Source organism: Psychrobacter sp. ANT_H3 (assembly GCF_027919975.1).
Taxonomy (GTDB): Bacteria; Pseudomonadota; Gammaproteobacteria; order Pseudomonadales; family Moraxellaceae; genus Psychrobacter; species Psychrobacter maritimus.
In genome coordinates this window covers 21,793-44,530 of sequence record NZ_JAQISM010000024.1, presented here as the reverse complement: position 1 = coordinate 44,530, position 22,738 = coordinate 21,793, and the positions used below count along the sequence as shown (strand labels likewise).

Below are 22,738 nucleotides of genomic sequence, written 5' to 3'. Positions count from 1 at the left end.
TAAAGATGTGATTGAAGCAACCGACTTTAGAGATGCCATGTCTTTGTTGACGACCGCCGTCAATGTGATCACCACCAAAGGCAGCTCAGGTGCCCATGGGTTTACCGCCTCGGCGGTATGTAGCGTCACCGATACACCGCCAACCTTGCTGGTCTGTATGAATCAAACGGCTCGCTCACATGCTCATTTTCTTGAAAACAAAACCTTGAGTGTTAATGTGTTGGGCGCACAGCATGAACCCATATCCAATGCTTTTGCTTCTAAATTATGCTCAGAAGAGCGCTTTGGGCACGGTGCTTGGACGACATTAGCTACAGGTGCGCCTATTTTAGCAGATGCATTGGTCAGTTTTGACTGTGAGATTGAAGACATTCAGCAAGTTGGCACGCATAGTGTGTTTATGTGCCGAGTTGTCGCCATCAAACAAGGCTATCAACAAAGCAGTGCTGATGAAAGTTTGGTGTATTTCAACCGTGCTTACCATCAAGTAGGTCAGGTAGAAATCGTTTAAGCTGACTTTCTGACATTGATTATCTAATGGTCATTTAACTATAGTCAGCTCAATATCAAGAAGATACAGTGAAACTGGAATGAATTTCTTGTAGCCTCTGTCGGCGTAGGCACAGCAAGCTAGAAAAATTTGTACCAGTTTCACCTTGTCAGATAACGTATCCATGTTATTTAGCATCGACTATAAAACTATCATTTAACCGAGAAGTAGCTATCCTGTGGAATTAATCATTTTCTTAATAATAGGCGCGCTAGCAGGATTTGCTGCGGGGCTATTTGGTGTGGGCGGCGGCACGATTATCGTACCACTATTATTTATCGTCTTTACCCAAATGGATTACAGTCCTGACAGTATCATGCATTTGGCCTTAGGTACGTCGCTGGCAACCATCATTGTTACCTCTATCAGCTCGTTGATGGCGCACAATAAAAAGGGCGCCGTCATGTGGCCGGTCTTTAAAAACCTAGTACCCGGCTTAGCGATTGGCTGTTTTTTAGGGGCAGGCATTGCAGGACAGATATCCGGGCTATATCTTCAGCTTATCGTCGGGGTGTTTTTGCTGTGGGTCGCTTATAAGATGTTTTTCGGCGGCAAAAAACAAGTCGTTAGTCATGCTAACGATGTCGCTGGCGCTAATACAGAACTGCCTTCAAAACCTAAGCAACTAGCAGCAGGCGGGGTTATTGGTATTGCTTCTGCCATTTTTGGTATTGGCGGCGGTAGCTTAACCGTACCTTATCTCACGCGTTACGGTGTGGTCATGCAAAAAGCCGTTGGCACGTCAGCAGCGTGTGGCTTGCCCATTGCCATTGCTGGAGCGTTAGGCTTTATGTTCTTTGGGATGCAGCAAAAAGTTGATATGCCCAATACCATTGGCTTTGTGCACATTTATGCCTTTTTAGGGATTAGCATCATGAGCTTTTTCACTGCGAAGCTAGGCGCGAAAGTTGCTCATATACTATCACCAGAGCTTTTAAAGAAATGCTTTGCCCTTTTATTAACCGTGGTGGGGTGTTATTTCCTTTTTAAAGGGTTAGTTTGAGCATAAAAAAAGCCCTCACTGCGGTGTTAAACAGCAGCAAGGGCTAATAGTTGAGTCAATAGGATAATACTTTATTACTCAGTATGATAATTTATTACTCAGTATGATACTTTATTACTCGCGTACAATAGATACCAGCTAACTAGTAAACATTATTCGACTGTTACTGATTTTGCGAGGTTGCGTGGTTGATCGACATCTGTACCGCGCATCACCGCCACATGATAAGACAACAGCTGCACCGGCACGCTATAGACGATAGGGGCAAGCGTCTCGCACACATCAGGCACATAAACCACGTGCATTCTATCTTCTGCAACCATCTTGCTTTCTTCACTGGCAAATACAAACAGCTCACCGTGGCGCGCGTGTACCTCTTGCATGTTGGCTTTTAGCTTATCAAACATACTGTCTTTGGGTGCCAACACCACGATAGGCATGTCTTTATCAACCAATGCCAATGGGCCATGTTTTAGCTCGCCTGCTGCGTAGCCTTCGGCGTGAATATAAGAGATTTCTTTTAGCTTTAGCGCCCCTTCTAAGGCGATAGGGAACTGTAAGCCACGACCTAAAAACAAGCAGCTTTTCTTATATTCAAAATGCTCACTCATGACTTTGATAGGCGCGTCAAGGTTCAAGCTGGCATGTAGTTGACCGGGTAACTGTTGCAATTGACCAAGTAAGGTCGTTAGGTTTTCGCCAGTCATACGCTCTTGTACGACACCCACTTTTAAGACGAGTAACATCAAAGCGGCAAGCTGAGTAGTGAAGGCTTTGGTAGAAGCAACGCCAATCTCTGGGCCTGCAAGCGTTGGTAAAAAGATATCCGTTTCACGTACCAAAGACGATGTCGGTACATTACATAAGGCTAAGCTAACTAACCCTGCTGGCGTGTGCTTTTGAATATCACGTAGCGCCGATAAGGTGTCTGCGGTTTCACCAGATTGCGAAATACAAATGACTAGTGTGTTATCGACGACAACTGGATTGCGGTAGCGGAATTCACTAGCAACCTCAACCGAACACGGCACACGAATCAGGCTCTCAAACCAATATTTAGCCACCAAACCTGAGTGATAACTGGTACCACAAGCGATGACTTGGACGTGTTTAATACCTTTTAATTGCGCTTCATGACGCTGTAAAAAATCATCGCGTAATTTAGCGGTTGTACCGTTATCAACTGCCATCTCAACGGTTCTTCTGACAGCATCTGGCTGCTCGTAGATTTCTTTGAGCATATAATGCTTAAACTCGCCTTTATCGGCATTATGCTGCGCGGCGTCAATTTCATGTATCTCACGCTTTACTTCGACACCGTCGGCATAAACCTGAATGCTACTACGCGTCAATTTGGCGATATCGCCTTCTTCTAGATACATAAAGCGATTGGTGACCGGTAATAGGGCTAATTGGTCAGAGGCGATAAAGTTCTCGCCGATACCCACACCGATGACCAAAGGCGAACCCAAGCGGACGGTAATCAGCTCTTCTGGGCAATCGATATGTACAATACCAAGGGCAAAAGCGCCATGTAATAAAGGAATAACGGCGCGCACCGCTTCTAATAAATCAGGCGTTGTTTTGTAGATATCATTGATTAAATGGGCGACAACTTCGGTATCCGTTTGCGAGGTAAACTCGTAGCCTTTGGCCATCAGCTCTTCTTTTAGCTCGGCATAGTTCTCAACGATACCGTTGTGGACGACAGCGATTTTACCTGATACGTGCGGGTGGGCGTTACGTTGAGCAGGTTCGCCATGCGTTGCCCAACGTGTATGAGCAATACCGATATGACCATCGAAAAATTCAGGATTCGTTGCAACGGCATCGACCAGCGCTTGCACTTTACCTACTTGACGCTCGCGATGTAGCTCGCCATCACGAATGACAGTCAGACCGGCAGAGTCATAACCACGGTATTCTAGGCGCTTAAGACCTTCAAGTAAGATATTGGCGATATTACGCTCAGCGACTGCTCCAACGATTCCACACATAACTATTCCTTAAATTCGATGTTTCATGTTTTGGTTTTTCAATGCTTAGATGTTTTACGATTATATTCAGTTATCAAATAATAGAACTTTATATTAGGTCAGTGCACGGCTTTTGCGCTAACAATCCTGACGCTATAAATATAAGGAAGCAGCATCACAAAGATTGTCATGCTGCTTATTATTATTTAAATTAAATGGTGTCTAAATTAAATGGTGTCTAAATTAAATGGTGTCTAAATTAAATGGTGTCTAAATTAAATAGTGTTTAAATTAAATAGTGTTTAAATGAACAGTTTTCAACGTGATTTTGACTGATGGCTACTATTTTAATTTTTTAGTCGGACGCTGAAAGTCATTTTTCTGGATTTGGCGTGCCCGACCAAAGGCTAAAGCTTTACTATCGACATTTTTAGTAATCACTGAGCCTGCGGCAACCGTAGCCGTATCACCAATGGTTACGGGCGCAACTAAACTGGCATTAGAGCCAATAAACGCATTATCTTCGATAATGGTTTGCGATTTATTTACGCCGTCGTAATTACAAGTAATGACACCCGCGCCGATATTGACGCCGGTGCCGACCGTTGCATCACCAACGTAGCTTAAGTGATTAACCTTGCTGCCATGACCAATCGTAGATTTCTTAATTTCGACGAAATTACCAACTTTACTATTGTCAGCCAATACCGTTTCAGGACGCAGATGGGCAAAAGGACCAATATCAACGCCAGCACCAATTTCAGCGCGATCAATCACGCAGTAAGGTTTGATATGACAGGCGTTGCCAATACGGGCGTTTTTAATCACACAGCCTGCTTCGATATAAACGTTATCGCCTAAGACACAATCGCCCTCAAACACCACGCCAACATCAACAAATACATCTTGACCGGCAGTTAAGGTGCCACGAATATCAACGCGACTCGGGTCAGCAAACTGTACACCAGCTTCTTGCAGGTCTGCAACCAGTTTGCCCTGCCACGTGCGCTCTAAGCTAGCAAGCTGTTGGCGGTTATTGACGCCTTCAATCTCAAAGGTATGCTCAGGCTCAATCGCAACGATATTAATACCTTCAGCGACCGCCATTTTAACGATATCCGTCAGATAGTATTCTTGCTGCGCATTGTCATTAGACAGCTTTGGCAGATATTTATGCAATAACGCGTTATCAACGCAGTAAATACCGCTATTAATCTCTTGGATTTTTTGCTCATCGGCGCTGGCATCTTTTTGCTCGACGATGGCTGCGATATTGCCGTCTTCATCACGTTTGATACGACCGAGGCCAAAAGGATTATCGACTGTCAGCGTCAACATCGACATACCGTCAGTATTGGCAGATTTTAATGCCGTTAACGTCTGGCAGCTGACCAATGGCACATCGCCATAGAGAATCAGACTTTGGCCTTCTTTTGGTAAATCAGACAGCGTCACTTTTACCGCATGTCCTGTTCCTAACTGCTCAGTTTGGGCAACCCAAGTAATAGGCAGATGCGCATATTGCTCATTAATATCTGCTTGGACTTGCTCGCCACCAAAACCATGAACGATGATGGTGTCATCAACGGTTAATTGATGACAGGTATCAAGAACATGACCCAGTAACGACTTGCCAGCCAGTGTCTGCAGCACTTTTGGCTTGGCCGACTGCATACGCGTACCTTTGCCCGCCGCGAGGATAATTACCGAAAGAGGAGATGTCATAATAGCCTACAAATGTAACAAAATATAAGAGTGGATTATAGCGTAAATCGTCATTTAACCAAAATGCTATGTCGTGACATCTTTGTAACCTCGATTGCTTGTGATTGGTTTATAAAGTACTTAGCAATTGGCTAGCGTCAAAAATGCCGCACTAAAAAAGCGGGCAAGTCAAAAAATACCATGAGCCATAAACAACGATGGATTATCAAAGACAATAGGTTATAAAATATAACAGCGTGGCTAATTGGTTAATTGGTTAATTGAAGAATAGTGGTATAAATAATCACCCAAACAGCTGCTGCCATAATACCAGCGATAATGTCATCGAGCATAATACCTAGACCGCCTGCGACTTTTTTATCTGCCCAGCCAATCGGTGGTGGTTTAATAATGTCAAAAAAGCGGAATAATATAAAGGCGATAATAATGGCAACAATAGAAGAGGGTTGAGTGATATTTTGCCAGAAATTTCCGTTGGCGATACCCATATAAGACAGCGGCAGTAGGGTGAGCCACATACCGGCCCATTCATCCCAAACAATGTGCGGGTTGTCATGACCGCCCATCAGCTCTGAGGTACGACCGCATATCGAATTACCAAGCAAACAAGCTAAAATGGTAATAATCAAAAACGGTACAAAACCTAAGCTTAATAATGGTATCGCAACGATTAAACCGCCAACCGTGCCCCAAGTGCCGGGTGCACGGCGCGGCAGACCACTTCCTAAGCCAATACCAAGCCAATAAACCAAACGGTCAGGCAGACTCGCATTGGCGGGTAGCGGCGGGCAATCATTGGCTTTACGGATATCAGGCTTAGATAGGTTGTGATCAATCATGGGCTAACCTGCAAAATGTTGATAACCCGTCAGATTGGGCCAAGTAGAAAAGGGGGCGGGATGAGCCGCTGTGACTGGCTGTCCTTGATAAAAAATCTCTGGTCGTAAATTCTTAGCACCATCTGTGTCGTTTACAGCTATTACTTCACCGACACAGGTGACAGGCGTGTTGCTACTATTATCAATCGGTGGCGCGATATGGGCAGGCAAGGTAAAAGCCAGCTCATAATCATCACCGCCCGTCAGCTGACATAATAAGCGCTCAGTTAACTCGCTGCGTGCCAATGCTTGACTGGTAGGCAGCTGCTCAAGATGTATGCGCATACCAACCTTACTTTGCTGGCAGATATGACCAAGGTCTTGATACAGACCATCAGAGATATCTATCATTGAAGTTGCACCAAGTTTTGCCAATGCTGCACCTAAGGCAATACGTGGTGTGGGCATATGCAATCGATGGGCAAGCTCTACGCCCTGAGCATTGTCAGGATGCTGTAGCGCATAAGCGGCATCGCCAAGCGTGCCTGAGACATAGATTTTATCGCCGACTTGCGCGCCTGAGCGGTACACAGCTGGTGTGCTTGCAGCAAGTAATCCTTGCGCACTGACACTGAGTATCAAGCTATCACTGCGCGTGGTATCACCGCCAATAAGCGTCACACCAAATAGCTGGCAAGCGTGAAATAAACCTTTAGCAAACTCAGTCAGCCATTGCTCATTCGCCAAACGCTCAGGTAAGGCTAATGCCAATAAAATACTATGCGGGGTTGCGCCCATCGCGGCAATGTCGGAGATATTGACTGCGACAGCTTTATAACCGATGGCAAAGGCGAGCTTATTCACTTGCTCCCAATCAGCGCTAAAGTGACGACCTTGAACGAGCGTATCAATACAGCTGACCAAGCGCGAGCCTGCAGGCAATTTCATTACCGCGGCATCATCACCAATGCCTTTTTCGACATTGCCTTTATCAACAGTGCCTTTATCGACAGTGCTAGACAATGACGGCGTAGCTTGCATTTGGGAAAATATGCGCTCAATCAGCTCAAACTCGTTCATGATTAGTCTTTACTTTTTGCATCAGTATCATCTGACACAATGTTATCTAAGTTGTCTGACGTAGTATTATCTAGCTCAGTATCGTCTAACTCAGTATTATCTGACGAGCTGTTATCTGCGGCTTCTTCTGAGTCAGCGCTAACGATATTAGAGTCGTGTAGGGCAATATCGGCGGCACTACTGTTCTCATTGCTGGCTTCATTGCTATCTGCGCTACTATCTGCATTACTGCCCTCGTCACTGACATTATCAGCCGACGTGCTTTCTGCGACAGGATTTTCATTAACAGGATTTTCATTAACGATAGGATCGGCAACAACGACATCTTTAGCCGCTTCGTTTTGCTTACTTATCTTATAATCAATGATATTTGCTAATGCTTTACTCGCGCTATTGCGTTTAACACTGGCATTATTGGCACTGATACGCGGTTTGTTTGAAGCAGTTGACGTGCTGTCGAGTTCAGATTCAGCAGTGCTTTCACTAGCTTCTTCAACATTAGCAGATTGAGCTTCAGCCTGCTTAGTCTTAGATTGAGTCGTCGCTTTTTGTGACGTGCGTAGATTGGCTTTGCTATCTGCTTCTACTTCAAGCACACGCAATTCAACCGCCATTTTATCAAGGACAGCATTAATCAATTTATGCGCATCTGTAGCGCCAAAATGATTATTCAGCTTCATCGCCTCATCAAGCACGACTTTATACGGAATCTCTAAGCGGTTTTGTAGCTCGTAAGCGCCAATTAAGAGAATGGCGTGCTCGACAGTATCAAGCTTATCGATTTCACGATCAAGATGCTGACTGATTAGCGCATCGAGGGCGTCAATTTGCTCTGGAATATCGCGCATCATTTCATGGTAATAGCCGATATGTACGGTATGCATGGCATTGGTCGCACGGGTACGGGCAGCGATATCATGCGGGGCATTGGCTTTCCAGCCAAGCTTGCCATCGATATCAAAACGGCGGTCAGTAACGAGCCATTCGTATAGACCTTGCATGGCAAAGCGACGAGCCTTGCGCACCGCGGTGTGGCTGGTCTTATAAGTGGTTTCACTCATATCGAAGGTTTGATCGCCCGCACTACTGCTTGCGATACGCGTCGCTTCAGCTTGTCCATCAGTGAGTTGTGCGGTTTGCGCAGCGCTAATAGCGCGCTTGAGTTGGTCAGTCATAAGGGGTTTGTACCTAGGTTTTAAACAAATATGTGATAAGCAACTATGGGATAAGCAATAGCATAAAATATGTTAAATAGTAATCGGCTGACAGCTATGACAGTCGAGTGTTGCAGCGGTGCTTGTTAGCGCCGTTTACAATGTTTTTTAGAGCACTGTTCTTTGTAGCATTATTCTTTGTAGCAATGACACTGTGGCTATTTATAACAAACAATAGCTTATAAAAACCACAGTGCTGATTAAGCTGATTAAATAAGCAAAACACTTTATAAAATGACGGTTTAATTAAGCGTCACCCTTAAGCATCGTTACTATTATCTAAGCATTGTCTATCTAAGCATTGTCGCTACTATCATAGTCATCATCAATATCTAATTGTGATAATACCGCAATCATCTCTAACACCACCATCGCCGCTTCTGAGCCTTTATTACCGGCTTTGGTGCCAGAGCGCTCAATCGCTTGCTCGATGCTGTCAGTGGTCAATACGCCATTGGCAACAGGGATATTATAATCAATCGCAACACTGCTTAAACCTTTGGCAGATTCGCTAGCGACAAAGTCAAAATGCGGCGTGCTACCACGGATAATCGCGCCTAACGCAATGATAGCGTCAAAGCGGTCAGATTCAGCCGCGCGCTGGGCAACCAATGGCAACTCAAATGCGCCCGGTACACGAATCACGGTAATATTGCTACCCAAAACGCCATGACGTAGTAGCGCATCGATTGCGCCATCTACCAATGATTCAACGACAAAACCGTTAAAACGACCAACGACGATACCGATACGCGCATCTTCATTTTGATGTAAATTACCATCGATATGGGTCACATCATTGCGCTGCTGTTGTAAATTCGACATAAAAATATCCTTTGCTGAATGGGCTTTTAATAAAATATAGGAGTCTAAATATAACGCTGGGTTCAAATCGTTTATCTAACCGGTTAATTATCCGTTAAATAAGCCATAAAATGAACGAAAATCAAATGATAAGAAGTAGTTAGCGCTATGATAACATTTTTTACCGTTGCATTTGTATTTTACCAAGGCGTTATAAGCGCATTGCTATGCCTTGTGCTGCCATATATTCTTTGGCTTCTTGCACCGTATATTCACCAAAGTGGAAAATACTGGCAGCAAGTACCGCATCAACGCCGCCTTCTAATACGCCTTCGGTTAAATGTTGCAAGTTACCAACGCCACCTGAAGCAATAACCGGCACATTAACGCGGCTGGTAATCTGCTTCATAAGTGCCAAATCATAGCCTTTTTTGGTGCCGTCACCATCCATTGAGGTGACCAATAATTCGCCAGCGCCAAGATCGCTCATTTTACTTGCCCAAGCAACGGCATCAATACCGGTTGGCTTACGACCACCGTGGGTAAAGATTTCCCAACGTGGCACAATAACGCCATCGACCGTGATATCTGCAACGCGTTTGGCATCGATAGCAACGACGATACATTGATTACCAAATTTCTGCGCCGCTTCACCGACGAACTCAGGGGTAAATACCGCTGCTGAATTAATCGCTACTTTATCCGCACCGGCATTGAGCAAGTTACGAATATCGGCAATCTTACGCACACCGCCGCCAACTGTGAGCGGTACAAACACGGTTTCAGCCATACGCTCAACGGTATGATAAGTGGTATCGCGCTCATCATTGGTCGCCGTAATGTCTAAAAAAGTAATCTCATCAGCGCCTTGCTCGTTATAGCGCTTAGCGACTTCAACAGGGTCGCCGGCGTCTTTGATATCGACAAACTGCACGCCTTTGACCACACGGCCATTATCAACATCCAAACAAGGGATGATACGCTTTGCTAACATAGGGTCTTTCACCTTATAATCAATTTATCCGTAAGCGCTAGTCTAGCAAAATCGCCGCCATATCAGGCAGCTTTTCGTAAGATTATTATGCTTTTAACCAAAGTTTGCTCATGCGCGGTACAATCACTGTCATTACCGTAGCCATTTACCTTCTTATTCCATTGCCATAAGTGAGATGTCATGTCCGTCTATACCCAGTTAACCGATGATCAGTTTGCCGCTTTTTGCCAGCGTTTTGGTGTGTCTTTCGCGCGTGCCATTCCGATTACCCAAGGTATCAAAAACTCTAACTGGTTTATTCAGACGACTGACGATGTAGATGGCGCGCACTCTTATGTATTTACTTTATTTGAAGAGCGTCCACCAGAAGACATCGAAAAAATGGCGGTTATCCTCAATCAATTGGATGGTAAATTACCGGTCGCCGCGCCGTTAGCATTGCTTGATTTAGGCGCTGATAGCGCAGAAAAATGCTATGTCATTCATTATGACAATAAAGCGATTACGCTAGTGCCTTGTTTGGCAGGCGCGCACCCACAGCAAACCACACAAGCGATGTGCCATGAGATTGGTGCCGCTTTAGCCATGCTGCATGAGACCTTACAAGCATTACAGCCTGCGGAAGAATATGGCGTACCTTTATATCCATGGGCGGATGTGCGCGACCGTGAAATGCAGTTTATGCCCGGTGACGAAGCCAAGCTCATGAGCGATATTTGGCGCGCTTACTCAGATTTGCCGCTTGCGACGTTGCCAAAAGGCTTATGTCATTTAGACATGTTCGCTGATAATACCTTATGGGACTTATCGTTAAATAATAGCCAAAAAGGCGCAGAGCGTTTAACGGGATTGTTAGACTTTACCGAAGTCAGCGTTGAGCATTATGTGATGGATATTGCCATTACCATTAATGATTTTTGTACCACCTGGGGCGATGCCGAGCAGGGCGAAACCGTCAATTTTGACCGCAGTAAAATGGCGGCATTTTTGCAAGGCTATGAGTCAAAACGTCAGCTTGGCGAAGATGAAAAACGCGCCTTACCAGTGATGCTCGCCAAAGCGGCGGTGATTTTTTGGCTATTGCGTTTAAACGTTATCCACTATAACCGTACCGAAGGGCGTACTGGCGATAATATCATGGTTAAAAATCCTGACTTAATGAAACGCCTTGCTGCTTATCATTGGTCACATGTTGAAAAAGCGCAAAATACGGTCTTTGTATTGTTAGATAATCAATCAGCGGCGCAAAAAAACACTCAGATAATCGGTATTTTTAGCAATATCACCCAAGCTGAGCAAGCACGTGATAAATTAAGTAATAGCAGTGATTTTGCAATCAAAGAATATACGCTCGACCAATTAGCATAGATTGTTGTTGTTCGACCATTCCTGTATCAAAACTATAAAGGCGGATTCCATGACCGATCAAGTTGATAACTGGCACAAACTGGCACGCTACGATACCAATATCCAAGGTGAGTTACATGCCAATCTGCTGCGTAATAACGGTATTACGGTGTCTCTGCAACCGCTGAGTGCCATGCCCGGTATGAATTCTGGGATTGTGCTGTGGATACAGGATACTGATTTGGCGCATGCGCAGCGTATCTTGGCGAATATTGACACCGATGGAGCCACGCCTTATGAGATGTTTGATGAAGTGTCAGAAGCTACTCTAAACCCTACTTTAAATCCTGCAAAAGACGACAATAACGGCGGTGAAGTATAAATGTGTCAACTCTTAGGAATGAACTGTAATACCCCAACCGATATTGGCTTTAGCTTTGCAGGATTCCGGCGTCGCGGCGGCATGACTGACAGTCATGAAGATGGCTTTGGTATTGCGTTTTTCGAGCGCAGCGAATGCACTAATAGTGACAGCTCTAATAGTGAAAAGTCGGACAATGCCTCGACTGGTCTGCGTCTATTTCATGACAATCGACCAAGTCATTTGTCGCCCGTTGCTGATTTGGTTAATAATTATCCAATTAAAGCGATGAACGTGATTGCCCATATCCGTAAGGCGACCCAAGGGCAGAATTGCTTGGCCAATACCCATCCATTTGTCCGTGAAGTGTGGGGCGAGCAGTGGGTATTTGCCCATAACGGGCAGATGAATAGCGAATTTATTAAACGCTGTCAGCGCCTGCAAGACAATGGTAATGCCTCACATTGCCAGCCAGTCGGTAATACCGATTCTGAAATGGCGTTTTGTTATCTCGTTAATCGTCTAAAAAGCAGCTTTAAAACTCGCCCAGATGATCAGACGCTGTTTAATTTTTTAACCACCCAATGTCGTTATCTATCCGCAAACGGTTTGTTTAATTGCCTGATATCAAATGGCAGATGGCAGCTGGCTTATGCTGGTAGCTTATTGTTTTATCTGACGCGACAAGCGCCATTTGGTGAAGCGAAATTAGCAGATGACGATTTGGCGATTAACTTTAGCGATGTGACTACCGACACGGATAAAGTTACGATTCTAGTTACTGTACCATTGACTGAAAATGAAAAATGGCAACAGTTGGCAGTTAATGAATGTCTGATATTCCAAGATGGTGACGTCATTTATAAAGACAGCCCAAGTCAGCGCAAATTTTTGACCGTTGAGGAAGGCATTGCGGTAGCACGCGCGGTTGGAGCGAGTGTTTAGGGTTAGCGAATATTTTATGTTAATTAAATATACATTCCACAACAACGCTTAAACTTCTCACCTGAGCCACAAATACATGGCTGTTTTTGCGTGACAGTCATAGAAACAGTCGGGTCGAGGAAATACCAACGCGCATCGTTGTTCGCTTTGTCTGTTACTTTTACAAAGGCAGACAATTCATGATGCGCCTGTCTTTTTTCTTCTAAACTATCAGCTGTGTTATCAGAGATATTAAAGTAAGCCTTAAACTCAACCTGCGCATGGCGTTTACCTAGCTTTGGCGTATGCGTAATGATCTCTAATCCTGCCCAAACCGTTTCTTTTGCCCAAGACTCAATAGCCTTGATATCAAGTAATGCTTGCTGTGCGGGTAGCGTCGTCTTGACGATGTATTCTGGTTTAATCAAGACAAAGGCGCTATAACGCGACCGCATAAGACGTTCAGCAGAGTCTGGCTTTACGCCATTATCTTTATCAGCTTCGTTATTTAAAAGCCCGTCATGATAAGGCTGACAGCAGTCTTGATAAAGTAGCGGCGCGCTGATGTCATCCGATGATGGATTGATTTGGCAAGGGCAGATTGGTAGGGAAATTGACATTATTTACTCAAGTTGTTATTTATATTATTAGCGATTTATAAGTTTCAATTGAGCCAGTTTTTGATCAATTCTGGCCATAGCCCCAGTTTAAGCTTTGCCCAAGGCGTGGGGTCACGTAGCTGCTGCCAAAACTCATCAAACGGCGGCGCAAAATACACCAAGAGCGCAAGGATAACGTACAGTAGCAGATACCACCATTTGTCTTTATGCTGATAGAACTTCATCGCTGTACCCGATGAGCGCTTCATTTTCATATTGGACAAATTCACACTATATAGCTCATCCAATGCCAAATGTACCATGGCGCCGCCGAATAAAAACAAGCCGTAAAACCAGCTAACCGTCAACGGTAAGTCTAAAATATCGTAGCTGATATAGGTCATTCCAAGCCCCATTATCGCCATATAGGGCACCGAATGTATGACACCGCGATGCACGGTCATATTGGTAAAAATCGAAAACACCACATAACGCATAAAGCCGTAGCCTGCTAGCCATAATGCTATCAGCGCCAGTAAACTCAGCTCACTACGCCAATGCATCACCAGACCAAAGGCAAAAATAAACGAGGTAATATTAAAACCAAGCTTAATCGGCGTTGAATTATCAGAATCCAAGTCAGGCAACAGTCCCCCGATGGTACCGAGCGCCACGCACATTAAGAACCCTGAATCATCAATCAATCCGGCTTTATAAACCGTTAGACTCATCGTACCGCTGACCATGAATGCAACATTTAAGTGGGTGTTAAAATTTGCCATAAAAACTCATCAATAAATAGCACGCGAAAACAGTATTTCGAGCGGCTTGTCTAGCCGTAAAAAAGCGCTCCATGATACCATAGCCACGCCAGTCGTCTAATAGAGATAGTGAACATGACCGCTACTGATTTACCTGCTAAGCCTTATCCAACTGCTTCTTCTGACGCTTCTATTAATGACCCGTCTGCATGCGATAGTCAGCTTGATGACAGCTTTGCTGCTATTGACTGGCAAGCGCCATGGCTCTGTCACTTAAATCAGTTAGGCTATATAAGTAAAGCCATCATAAAGCTTAGCTCTTTAAGAGATAATTCTGCTCAGACAGATAAACTCGAAAACATACCTGATATTATCGCCAAGGTTTTGAATACATCGTTGCAGCAACAGGCTGATGATTTACAACAGCCATTACCGCAAACCAAACCTGCACTAAACAATAAAGCCCAAACCTTACAATTTGTCTCGCAAAATGCGTTGCCAGCAGGCGAGGCGTACGAGAGTTTTATCGGCACGACCGGTAATATTCCAACCCGTAATAATTTGCATGATTTATTTAACGGTAGCATTTGGCTAACCTTTCCCAAGACCAAAGCGCTGCTGAATTATTATCATATGCTTGAAATCAATCAACAAGGTATTGGTGCCAGTCGCGGGCGTGTCCGCGATACCATTACCGTATTTGATGAAAATGGCGCAATATTAGTCACCGCTGATGCAAGTATCGGTAAGGCATTGATTGATTTTGATTGGCAGGCAAGTTTGGTTGCACCGCGTGACAAGTGGGATAAGCCAAAGCAGTCGAATAACCACTCTCAGGCGGCAGTTTATATTTTTGGTCATGCACTGTTAGAGAAGCTACTTCAGCCACGCAAGGCATTATGCGCCCATAGTATCGTGATAAATGTCACGCAAGATTTTTTTGCCTTATCGCTATCTGAGCGCATTAGTCATTTGGATAAAAGAGTAGCTGATTATATGGACGCGTTATTATCACAACCAGATGTGACACCGCGCAAACTGTCTCCATTACCCATTTTGGGGGTACCGCACTATTGGGCAGAAAATGCCAATTCGAGCTTTTATGAGGACAGCCAAGTCTTTCGTAGCGGTCGTCGCCGTCAAAAATAAAAGATAAGTTCATACCTTGTCAGTTAACTGTGAACCCTTAACCGCTAAAGCATGGACGCACTATCGCGTTTACGATTGTGCCACGATTCAACACCATCTAGACGTTAACAAAGGGCGGGTTATTTGTTATGGTAAAAGGGCGTTACTGTTAAACGCTAAACAGATGCTTATAACTTTTGTTAACGTCGCTGTATTAATAAAACTGTTATTAACACAGGGTTTGTTAGAGTAAAAGCACAGTTGGCTAGGGCACTTAGCTATTGTTAAACGTTTAATTTAGCGCTTGTTAGAAACTAAAATAGCCATTCAATTTAACAAATCCATTTAATTTAAGAACAACTAAACCACCATCTATTTAGCCACCAGTTATCAGCATAAATGCTTATTGATTGATAGTCATATTAGTTCAAGAGTCATTTATGTTCAGGATCTATAACAACGATAAGGAAGCTACCATGAGTGATATTTTTAATGTAAAAGACACCATTTCGGTCGATGGCAAGGAGCACGCTTATTACAGCCTGCCAAAGCTGACCAACACTTACGAGAACATCAGTAAGCTGCCATTTTGTATGAAAATCGTCTTAGAAAACCTATTACGTAATGAAGATGATGGCCAATCTGTCGGCAAAAATCACATCGAAGCGGTTGCCAATTGGGACGCAGGTGCAGAAGCGTCAAAAGAAATTGCCTTTATGCCAGCGCGTGTTGTCCTGCAAGATTTCACCGGTGTGCCATCGGTGGTCGATTTGGCAGCGATGCGTGATGCAGTCGTTGAGCTTGGCGGTAACGCTGAGCAAATTAACCCGTTTATCCCAAGTGAATTGGTCGTTGACCACTCTGTACAGGTCGATGCCTATGGCCGCGAAGATGCACTGGATTTAAACGAGAAAATTGAGTTTAAACGTAACAATGAACGTTATGAGTTTTTACATTGGGGCAAAAATGCCTTTAAAAACTTTGTGGTCGTGCCACCAGCAACGGGTATTGTGCATCAGGTTAACCTTGAATATCTAGCCCGCGTGGTAATGGCTGCTGATGTCGACGGTGAGCTGACTGCGTATCCTGATACGGTGTTTGGTACGGACAGTCACACCACGATGATTAATGGTATTGGCGTCCTTGGTTGGGGTGTTGGCGGTATTGAAGCGGAAGCGGCAATGCTTGGTCAACCATCATCGATGCTGATTCCACAAGTCGTTGGCTTTGAGCTGACGGGTAAATTAACCGAAGGCGTCACTGCGACGGATTTGGTATTACGTGTGGTTGAAATGCTACGTGCGCATGGCGTGGTTGGTAAATTCGTCGAGTTCTATGGCGAAGGTCTACACAGTATGCCACTTGCTGATCGTGCAACGATTGCCAACATGGCACCAGAGTATGGCGCGACTTGTGGTATTTTCCCGATTGACCAAATGGCGATTGATTATCTACGTCTGTCAGGTCGTGAAGAAAACCAGATTGAGCTGGTTGAAAAATATGCCAAAGCGCAAGGCTTATGGCACGATGCCGATACGCCAGCAGCGACTTACTCAAGTAAGTTAGAGCTAGATTTATCATCCGTACAGCCAGCACTTGCCGGTCCAAACTTGCCACAGCAGCGTATCAATCTATCTGATATGCATGAAAAATTTGGTGAAACCTTGACGGCGATGACCAAAGACCGTAAGAAAGAAGTTGAAGCCAAGGTACGCTTTGATGAAGAAGGCGGTAAGCAAGATCAAGCAAAAACTCTGGCGGCAAAACCCAATCCTTTCTGCGCGGAAGGCAGTACTTATTGCACGGTCAAAATCGAAGACGAAGAGTATAGATTGCGTGATGGCTCTGTCGTTATCGCGGCGATTACTTCTTGTACCAATACCTCAAACCCAGCAGTGATGATAGGTGCAGGTCTGGTTGCGAAAAAAGCCGCTGCAAAAGGTCTAACGGCTAAGCCATGGGTTAAGACTTCACTGGCTCCCGGCTCAAAAGTGGTGACTGATTACCTTGAAAAGTCTCAGCTAATGGATGAGCTCGAGAAAATCGGCTTCTACCTAGTTGGTTATGGTTGTACCACTTGTATCGGTAACTCAGGTCCGCTATTAGGGGCGATTGAAGAGGCTATCGAAGAAGGCGATTTGGTTGCCGCAGCTGTATTGTCAGGTAACCGTAACTTTGAAGGTCGTATTCACTCACACGTCAAAGCCAGTTATTTGGCGTCACCACCGCTCGTTGTTGCGTATGCGCTGGCAGGTACCGTCGATATTGACTTAACCACGCATCCACTAGGTCAGGATAACGACGGTAATGATGTCTTCCTAAAAGACATTTGGCCAACGTCAGAAGAAATTAATGAGCTGATTGCCAATAATATCGACGCTGATATGTTCCGTAAAAACTATGGTGAAGTGTTTGACGGTAGTGCTGCATGGAACGCCATTAGCTCAGCTGATAGCCAGCTGTACCCATGGAGCGAAGAGTCTACGTACATTAAGAACCCACCGTTCTTTGATGGTATGACCATGGAGCCAGAGGGTATCCTTGATATCGAAGGCGCGCGTATCTTGGGTCTATTCGGTGATTCAATCACCACGGATCATATCTCACCAGCCGGTAATATCGATGCCAATTCTCCTGCGGGTAAGTACCTGCAAGAGCGCGGTGTAATGGAAGCCGACTTCAACAGCTATGGCTCACGCCGTGGTAATGATGCGGTCATGACGCGCGGTACGTTTGCCAATATCCGCATCAAAAACACTATGATGGGCGGTAAAGAGGGCGGCTACACTTATTACTTCAACGGCGATAGCGCGACGCTACAAGACGGTCAAGAAATGGCCATCTATGATGCGGCGATGAAGTATAAAGAAGAAAAGCGTCCGCTCGTGGTACTTGGCGGGGCAGAATATGGCTCTGGCTCTAGTCGTGACTGGGCCGCGAAGGGTACGATTTTGCTTGGCGTAAAAGCGGTATTGACCAGCTCATTTGAGCGTATTCACCGCTCAAACCTAGTCGGTATGGGTGTCTTGCCATTGACCTTTAAAGACGGTGAAAATGCCGCGACCTATAATTTAGACGGTTCTGAGGTGCTGAGCATCACAGGTCTTAATAATGGCGAAAGCAAAATCGCCAAGGTTACGGCCACACGTGCCGATGGCTCAACTGAGAGCTTTGATGTCAATGTCATGCTACAGACGCCAAAAGAGCGCGAATACGTGCGTCACGGCGGTGTATTGCACTATGTGCTACGTCAATTGGCAGCTGAGAGTAAAAATGCTGCTTAATAGCTAGCTCTATTTATCATACAAAAGCCCAGTCCCAGTTAAAGTAGGGGATTGGGCTTTTTATTGGGCTAGAAAAAAGAAAAAGTATCTGAAAATCTATTCCATTACATTATCTGAAGTTCTCATTCCAGCTCTCCTTAAATATTTTATTTAAGAATTTTTCTTGATCGATACTACCGTCATTTTTTAAGCAGGTTTTATCAACAAAAAGATAGTTCGTCCAGCTGATATCAGGAGATAGTTCATTGATTTCATTTACTATATCAACTTCACTAATATCAGAGAAATCTCTAATAATAAGTTTTTTAGCCAACTCTAAAATGCGACTCTTTGTTTTATACTCATGAGAATTTGGATACTCAGAAATTTTATCAAAAAACGCCTCATAATTTATATTTCCATTTTCGTTTACATACTCCTCACTCCAGAATATATAGTCACTCCAAAATGGGTCAGGAGACAGTTTATCTAGTTCAAGCTTTATTGCTACTTGCCTTGACTCTGAGCATGGAGTATTAACTAACTCTTCAAGTAATAAAGTGATTTTTTGCTTAGTATCATCATTCATTATTATTTCCTCTGCTATTTAATCCGATGGTTTCAACCCTTATCAGTCAACAGTTTAATCCCCAAGCCAACAAACACCACACCGCTTATTTTATTTAAAATCACTTCGATAGAGGGGTTCTTTCTTAGGTTTTCACTGAATTTTGACGCTAGTAATGCTAAGCAGGAGCACCATATAAAGCCAGTAACAGCAAAGGTCAATCCTAAAATGATAAACGACACCATGCTATAAGCATAACTGGCATCGATAAACTGCGGGAAGAATGCCAAAAAGAATAATGCGACTTTTGGATTAAAGGTATTGGTGAGTACACCTTGTTTATATATTTGCCAATGATCTAGAGTCTTAGCGGACGAAGATTTTTCGTTTTCTTGTAAACTCTCGGCTATCAAAGGCTGCTGCTTGCTCATAAGCATTTTTACGCCCAAATAACATAAGTAGCTAGCACCGATATATTTGACGATCATAAATGCCAGTGGAGAATTGGCCAAAATGATGGACAAGCCCAGCGCTGCTAACAACGTATGGACTAAAATGCCTGAGATGATACCTAACACAGAATAAAACCCTGCTTGGCTACCCTGTGAAATGCTACGGGTGATGATATACATGCTATCGCTACCAGGGGTTAGGTTTAGCAAAATGGCCGCCATGACAAACCCTAGATAATTCTCAATACCAAACATAGCCAATACATCCTTGTGATAGCTTCAAATATCTATAGTTTATAGAGCGCCTTTACCTTGCATTCTATCAATATTCCCAAGGACTTATACAGCCTTGATAGCCATTTTTAAAAACCACAGACATAAAAAAGCCCAGTCACCGTATGATGACTGGGCTTTTTTATTGTTCGCTTATTAGTCTAACCTGATGCTTAAAAGGTGCTAAGCAAAAGTGCTAATAAGTGACGCCGAATAGTGGCGTCCCCAGGGGGATTCGAACCCCCGTTACCGCCGTGAAAGGGCGGTGTCCTAGGCCTCTAGACGATGGGGACGCATAGAGTGTTATAACCCGTGGTTACAACGGTACTTCACAATATCAGAGAGCTTATCTATTAATAACAGAGCAAGCTGTGCCTAGGTGCTGATATCGTCCTACTAGCGAGTATTTATATCAAGTTTCAGTAATACTGAGCGTTGCGATAAATAGTATGGTGGAGCTAAACGGAGTCGAACCGTTGACCCCTTGCATGCCATGCAAGTGCTCTACCAACTGAGCTATAGCCCCTCGCTAAGAGTGTGCGTATTTTATGTAAGACCGGCAGTCTTGTCAACTGCTATTTGAAAAATAATGCATAAATATGCAAAAAAAAGCGTTTAAAGCCATTTTAGCTGCTTAATAAGCTTAAATTAGCGCGGATTTTGCTTGATGGCAATCTCTTTTAGGGCTTTGTCGGTAAAGAATTCTTCTTCCGTACAGTTAGAGCTGCTGTCAGAAAAAATGATTGCACAGCATTCCGTTGGGATATATTGACCACCTTTTTCTCGGACAGTACTTATACCTTTAAAACCAACAATGTCAGAATTGTTTAATTTATCTAAATTCTGCTTGGTATACTTACAGTAAGTGCTATATATCCATTTTAAATCTTCAAAGTCTTGACCGGTTGTCAGGGTAAGTTTTGCGTCGTATAGCTCTTTTACGATGGCATCATAGTAATTCTGCGCTTCTTTGAGGGTATTAAAGACATAATCTTTGCTTTCGATGGTGACGGTTTTGGCGGCCATGTTTATTTCCAATGAAGGTGTTGAATTTTAAATGCTGAGATTAACGTAAAAAAGGGGCAGTATTAGCCTGACCCCTTTTTATTATTTATTAATCCAATTTTTAATTAAAAATTGCAAAAACTATTCAGCTGCCAAACTATTTATCAGCTAAGAAGTCTGGCAATTCTGCTGCTTGTTTCTCAAGTTTTTTTAGTTTCTTTTTACCCAAGCCGCCTAGTACGTCAACTGCATGACGTAAGCGTGTCAATGTCATATCAGCGCCGATAATTGCCATAGAATTCATGACAGGCGTCGATGAGGTGCTACCAGCGATAGCGATAAAGAATGGCGCCATAAAGTCACGCATCTTAATATCAAGGTGAGCCGCAAGACCTTTTAGGGTGGCGTAGATGTTTTCTTCTGACCACGTTGGCAAGGTTTCTAGCTGCCAAAGCGCCAGTTGCAGCATCTCAGTAATTTGCTCAGGCGTCAGTGATTTATGGGTAAAGCTTTCGGCATTGATAGCAGGTAGGTTTTGGAAATAAAAGCCGCCCCAATTGACCGCATCAGACAATAATTCAATACGTGGCTGGATTGCTGCGGCGATAGCGGTTAATTTATCGCTGTTACTTGCCCAGTCGAGGATTTTGTTTTTGAGTTCTTCTGGCGTTAGCGCACGTAACCATTCGGCGTTAAGCCAATTGAGCTTTTCGATGTCGAAAATAGGACCGCCAAGGGACACACGCTGAATATCAAAGCTGGCAATCATTTCCTCTAAGGTAAATTTCTCCGCTTCGTCAGGCATAGAGTAGCCCATACGACCAAGATAATTGAGCAGCGCTTCAGGTAGTACACCGGCATCACGGTAGTAAGTGATAGAGGTTGGGTTTTTACGCTTAGACAGCTTTGATTTATCTGGATTACGTAGTAGCGGCATATGGCAAAGAACCGGCATCTCCCAACCAAAATATTCATAAAGCAGCTGATGTTTGGGCGCAGAGTTGAGCCACTCTTCACCGCGCAACACATGGCTGATGTCCATTAAATGGTCATCGACGACGTTGGCTAGATGGTAAGTTGGCATGCCGTCGGTTTTTAGCAGCACTTGCATATCGACTTGCGTCCAAGGAATCTCAACCGTACCGCGTAGCATGTCTTGCACTTGACAGACGCCTTCGGTAGGCACGCGCATACGAATGACGTTTGGTTTGCCCTCAGCAACCAATTGCGCGGTTTTCTCTGGGGCTAAATGGGCACAGCGACCGTCGTAACGCGGCGTTTCGCCATTGGTCATTTGCGCAGCACGCATGGCATCAAGCTCTTCACTGCTACAAAAGCAGCGAAACGCATGGTCGTTTTCTATGAGCTGCTCGGCATGCTTTTTATAAATATCGCTACGCTCGCTCTGACGATAAGGCGCATGCGGACCGCCGATATCTGGACCTTCGCTCCAGTCAAGACCAACCCAACGTAGCGCATCCAAAATCATTTTTTCAGATTGTTCGGTTGAGCGCGTTTGGTCAGTGTCTTCGATACGTAAAATAAACTCGCCGCCGTGGGCTTTGGCAAAGGCTAAATTAAATAGCGCAATATAAGCGGTGCCGACATGCGGAAAGCCAGTCGGTGAAGGCGCGATACGAGTACGGACAGGGCGCGTGCTGTTACTTGAAGTCGATGATTGCATCATAAAATTCTCAGAATAGGGTGGTTAATGAATATGGCAGTGAAAAATGGCGGTTAAAAGTATTAATAATAAATGTGCATGACAAGTTTGAACAAAAAATACGGCACAAACAATAGCCGTCAAGGTAGAAAAATAGCGTAAAATATAGCGCTAGTATAACAGAGAGATGGGATATTTTTAACGAAAAGCCCGTCTAGCGCTTGACTACC

Annotated in this window: 20 protein-coding genes and 2 tRNA genes; 7 read left to right on the top strand and 15 right to left on the bottom strand. The window is 44.3% G+C overall.

What is annotated here, in order from left to right:
- Positions 1–7 precede the first annotated feature (7 nt).
- Together PG901_RS11365 and PG901_RS11360 are read left to right on the top strand one after the other, a co-directional pair.
- Positions 8–511, top strand: a complete 504-nt coding sequence (locus PG901_RS11365) for a flavin reductase (RefSeq protein ID WP_271134477.1) — start codon at positions 8–10, stop codon at positions 509–511.
- Between the two features lie 217 nt (positions 512–728).
- Positions 729–1,553, top strand: a complete 825-nt coding sequence (locus tag PG901_RS11360; RefSeq protein WP_271134461.1) for a sulfite exporter TauE/SafE family protein — start codon at positions 729–731, stop codon at positions 1,551–1,553.
- Between the two features lie 152 nt (positions 1,554–1,705).
- Here the strand turns inward: PG901_RS11360 and glmS are convergent, their stop codons facing one another.
- The 7 genes from glmS to hisF form a co-directional block, all read right to left on the bottom strand.
- On the bottom strand, positions 1,706–3,550 hold the full coding sequence (glmS, locus tag PG901_RS11355; protein ID WP_271134460.1) for a glutamine--fructose-6-phosphate transaminase (isomerizing): 1,845 nt from the start codon (positions 3,548–3,550) through the stop codon (positions 1,706–1,708).
- Between the two features lie 321 nt (positions 3,551–3,871).
- On the bottom strand, positions 3,872–5,254 hold the full coding sequence (gene glmU / locus PG901_RS11350; RefSeq protein ID WP_271134459.1) for a bifunctional UDP-N-acetylglucosamine diphosphorylase/glucosamine-1-phosphate N-acetyltransferase GlmU: 1,383 nt from the start codon (positions 5,252–5,254) through the stop codon (positions 3,872–3,874).
- A 248-nt stretch (positions 5,255–5,502) separates the two neighbouring features.
- On the bottom strand, positions 5,503–6,093 hold the full coding sequence (locus tag PG901_RS11345) for a phosphatidylglycerophosphatase A family protein (protein WP_271134458.1): 591 nt from the start codon (positions 6,091–6,093) through the stop codon (positions 5,503–5,505).
- A gap of 3 nt (positions 6,094–6,096) precedes the next feature.
- Positions 6,097–7,152, bottom strand: a complete 1,056-nt coding sequence (gene thiL, locus PG901_RS11340; RefSeq protein WP_271134457.1) for a thiamine-phosphate kinase — start codon at positions 7,150–7,152, stop codon at positions 6,097–6,099.
- A gap of 2 nt (positions 7,153–7,154) precedes the next feature.
- A complete protein-coding gene (gene nusB, locus PG901_RS11335) occupies positions 7,155–8,327 on the bottom strand; it encodes a transcription antitermination factor NusB (protein ID WP_271134456.1) in 1,173 nt (390 codons plus the stop codon).
- Between the two features lie 333 nt (positions 8,328–8,660).
- Complete coding sequence (gene ribH, locus PG901_RS11330) at positions 8,661–9,191, bottom strand: 6,7-dimethyl-8-ribityllumazine synthase (protein ID WP_183621061.1); 531 nt, start codon at positions 9,189–9,191, stop codon at positions 8,661–8,663.
- A 190-nt stretch (positions 9,192–9,381) separates the two neighbouring features.
- Positions 9,382–10,164 carry an imidazole glycerol phosphate synthase subunit HisF gene (gene hisF, locus PG901_RS11325; RefSeq protein WP_271134455.1) on the bottom strand — a complete coding sequence of 261 codons (783 nt, stop codon included), beginning with the start codon at positions 10,162–10,164 and terminating at the stop codon, positions 9,382–9,384.
- A 180-nt stretch (positions 10,165–10,344) separates the two neighbouring features.
- Between hisF and PG901_RS11320 the strand changes: the two genes are divergently transcribed.
- The 3 genes from PG901_RS11320 to PG901_RS11310 are packed head-to-tail and all read left to right on the top strand — an operon-like array spanning position 10,345 to position 12,817.
- Positions 10,345–11,532, top strand: a complete 1,188-nt coding sequence (locus PG901_RS11320; RefSeq protein WP_271134454.1) for a homoserine kinase — start codon at positions 10,345–10,347, stop codon at positions 11,530–11,532.
- Between the two features lie 49 nt (positions 11,533–11,581).
- Positions 11,582–11,893: a hypothetical protein gene (locus PG901_RS11315; protein WP_271134453.1), complete on the top strand. Its 312-nt coding sequence runs from the start codon at positions 11,582–11,584 to the stop codon at positions 11,891–11,893.
- Entirely contained in the window at positions 11,894–12,817 is a 924-nt protein-coding gene (locus PG901_RS11310; RefSeq protein WP_271134452.1) for a class II glutamine amidotransferase, read from the top strand. It abuts the gene before it with no gap.
- 23 nt (positions 12,818–12,840) lie between these two features.
- Here PG901_RS11310 and PG901_RS11305 read toward each other — a convergent pair whose 3' ends face one another.
- Together PG901_RS11305 and PG901_RS11300 are read right to left on the bottom strand one after the other, a co-directional pair.
- A complete protein-coding gene (locus PG901_RS11305) occupies positions 12,841–13,416 on the bottom strand; it encodes a YchJ family protein (protein ID WP_271134451.1) in 576 nt (191 codons plus the stop codon).
- Between the two features lie 44 nt (positions 13,417–13,460).
- Positions 13,461–14,177: a metal-dependent hydrolase gene (locus PG901_RS11300; protein WP_271134450.1), complete on the bottom strand. Its 717-nt coding sequence runs from the start codon at positions 14,175–14,177 to the stop codon at positions 13,461–13,463.
- Positions 14,178–14,291: 114 nt separating this feature from the next.
- On the opposite strand from PG901_RS11300, the gene PG901_RS11295 reads away from it, so the two are divergent.
- Positions 14,292–15,305 carry a DUF3025 domain-containing protein gene (locus tag PG901_RS11295; protein ID WP_271134449.1) on the top strand — a complete coding sequence of 338 codons (1,014 nt, stop codon included), beginning with the start codon at positions 14,292–14,294 and terminating at the stop codon, positions 15,303–15,305.
- A gap of 455 nt (positions 15,306–15,760) precedes the next feature.
- Positions 15,761–18,568 carry an aconitate hydratase AcnA gene (gene acnA / locus PG901_RS11290; protein ID WP_271134448.1) on the top strand — a complete coding sequence of 936 codons (2,808 nt, stop codon included), beginning with the start codon at positions 15,761–15,763 and terminating at the stop codon, positions 18,566–18,568.
- Positions 18,569–18,677: 109 nt separating this feature from the next.
- Here acnA and PG901_RS11285 read toward each other — a convergent pair whose 3' ends face one another.
- The 6 genes from PG901_RS11285 to gltX all read right to left on the bottom strand — a co-directional run bounded on the left by PG901_RS11285 (position 18,678) and on the right by gltX (position 22,532).
- Entirely contained in the window at positions 18,678–19,136 is a 459-nt protein-coding gene (locus PG901_RS11285) for a hypothetical protein (RefSeq protein ID WP_271134447.1), read from the bottom strand.
- A gap of 32 nt (positions 19,137–19,168) precedes the next feature.
- The gene (locus tag PG901_RS11280) at positions 19,169–19,822 is read right to left on the bottom strand and encodes a LysE family translocator (RefSeq protein ID WP_271134446.1); all 654 of its coding nucleotides are present in this window, start codon (positions 19,820–19,822) and stop codon (positions 19,169–19,171) included.
- A 235-nt stretch (positions 19,823–20,057) separates the two neighbouring features.
- A tRNA-Glu gene (locus tag PG901_RS11275) sits at positions 20,058–20,133 on the bottom strand.
- 157 nt (positions 20,134–20,290) lie between these two features.
- A tRNA-Ala gene (locus PG901_RS11270) sits at positions 20,291–20,366 on the bottom strand.
- 122 nt (positions 20,367–20,488) lie between these two features.
- A complete protein-coding gene (locus tag PG901_RS11265) occupies positions 20,489–20,866 on the bottom strand; it encodes a hypothetical protein (protein ID WP_201619558.1) in 378 nt (125 codons plus the stop codon).
- A 136-nt stretch (positions 20,867–21,002) separates the two neighbouring features.
- Complete coding sequence (gene gltX / locus PG901_RS11260) at positions 21,003–22,532, bottom strand: glutamate--tRNA ligase (protein ID WP_271134445.1); 1,530 nt, start codon at positions 22,530–22,532, stop codon at positions 21,003–21,005.
- Positions 22,533–22,738 lie beyond the last annotated feature (206 nt).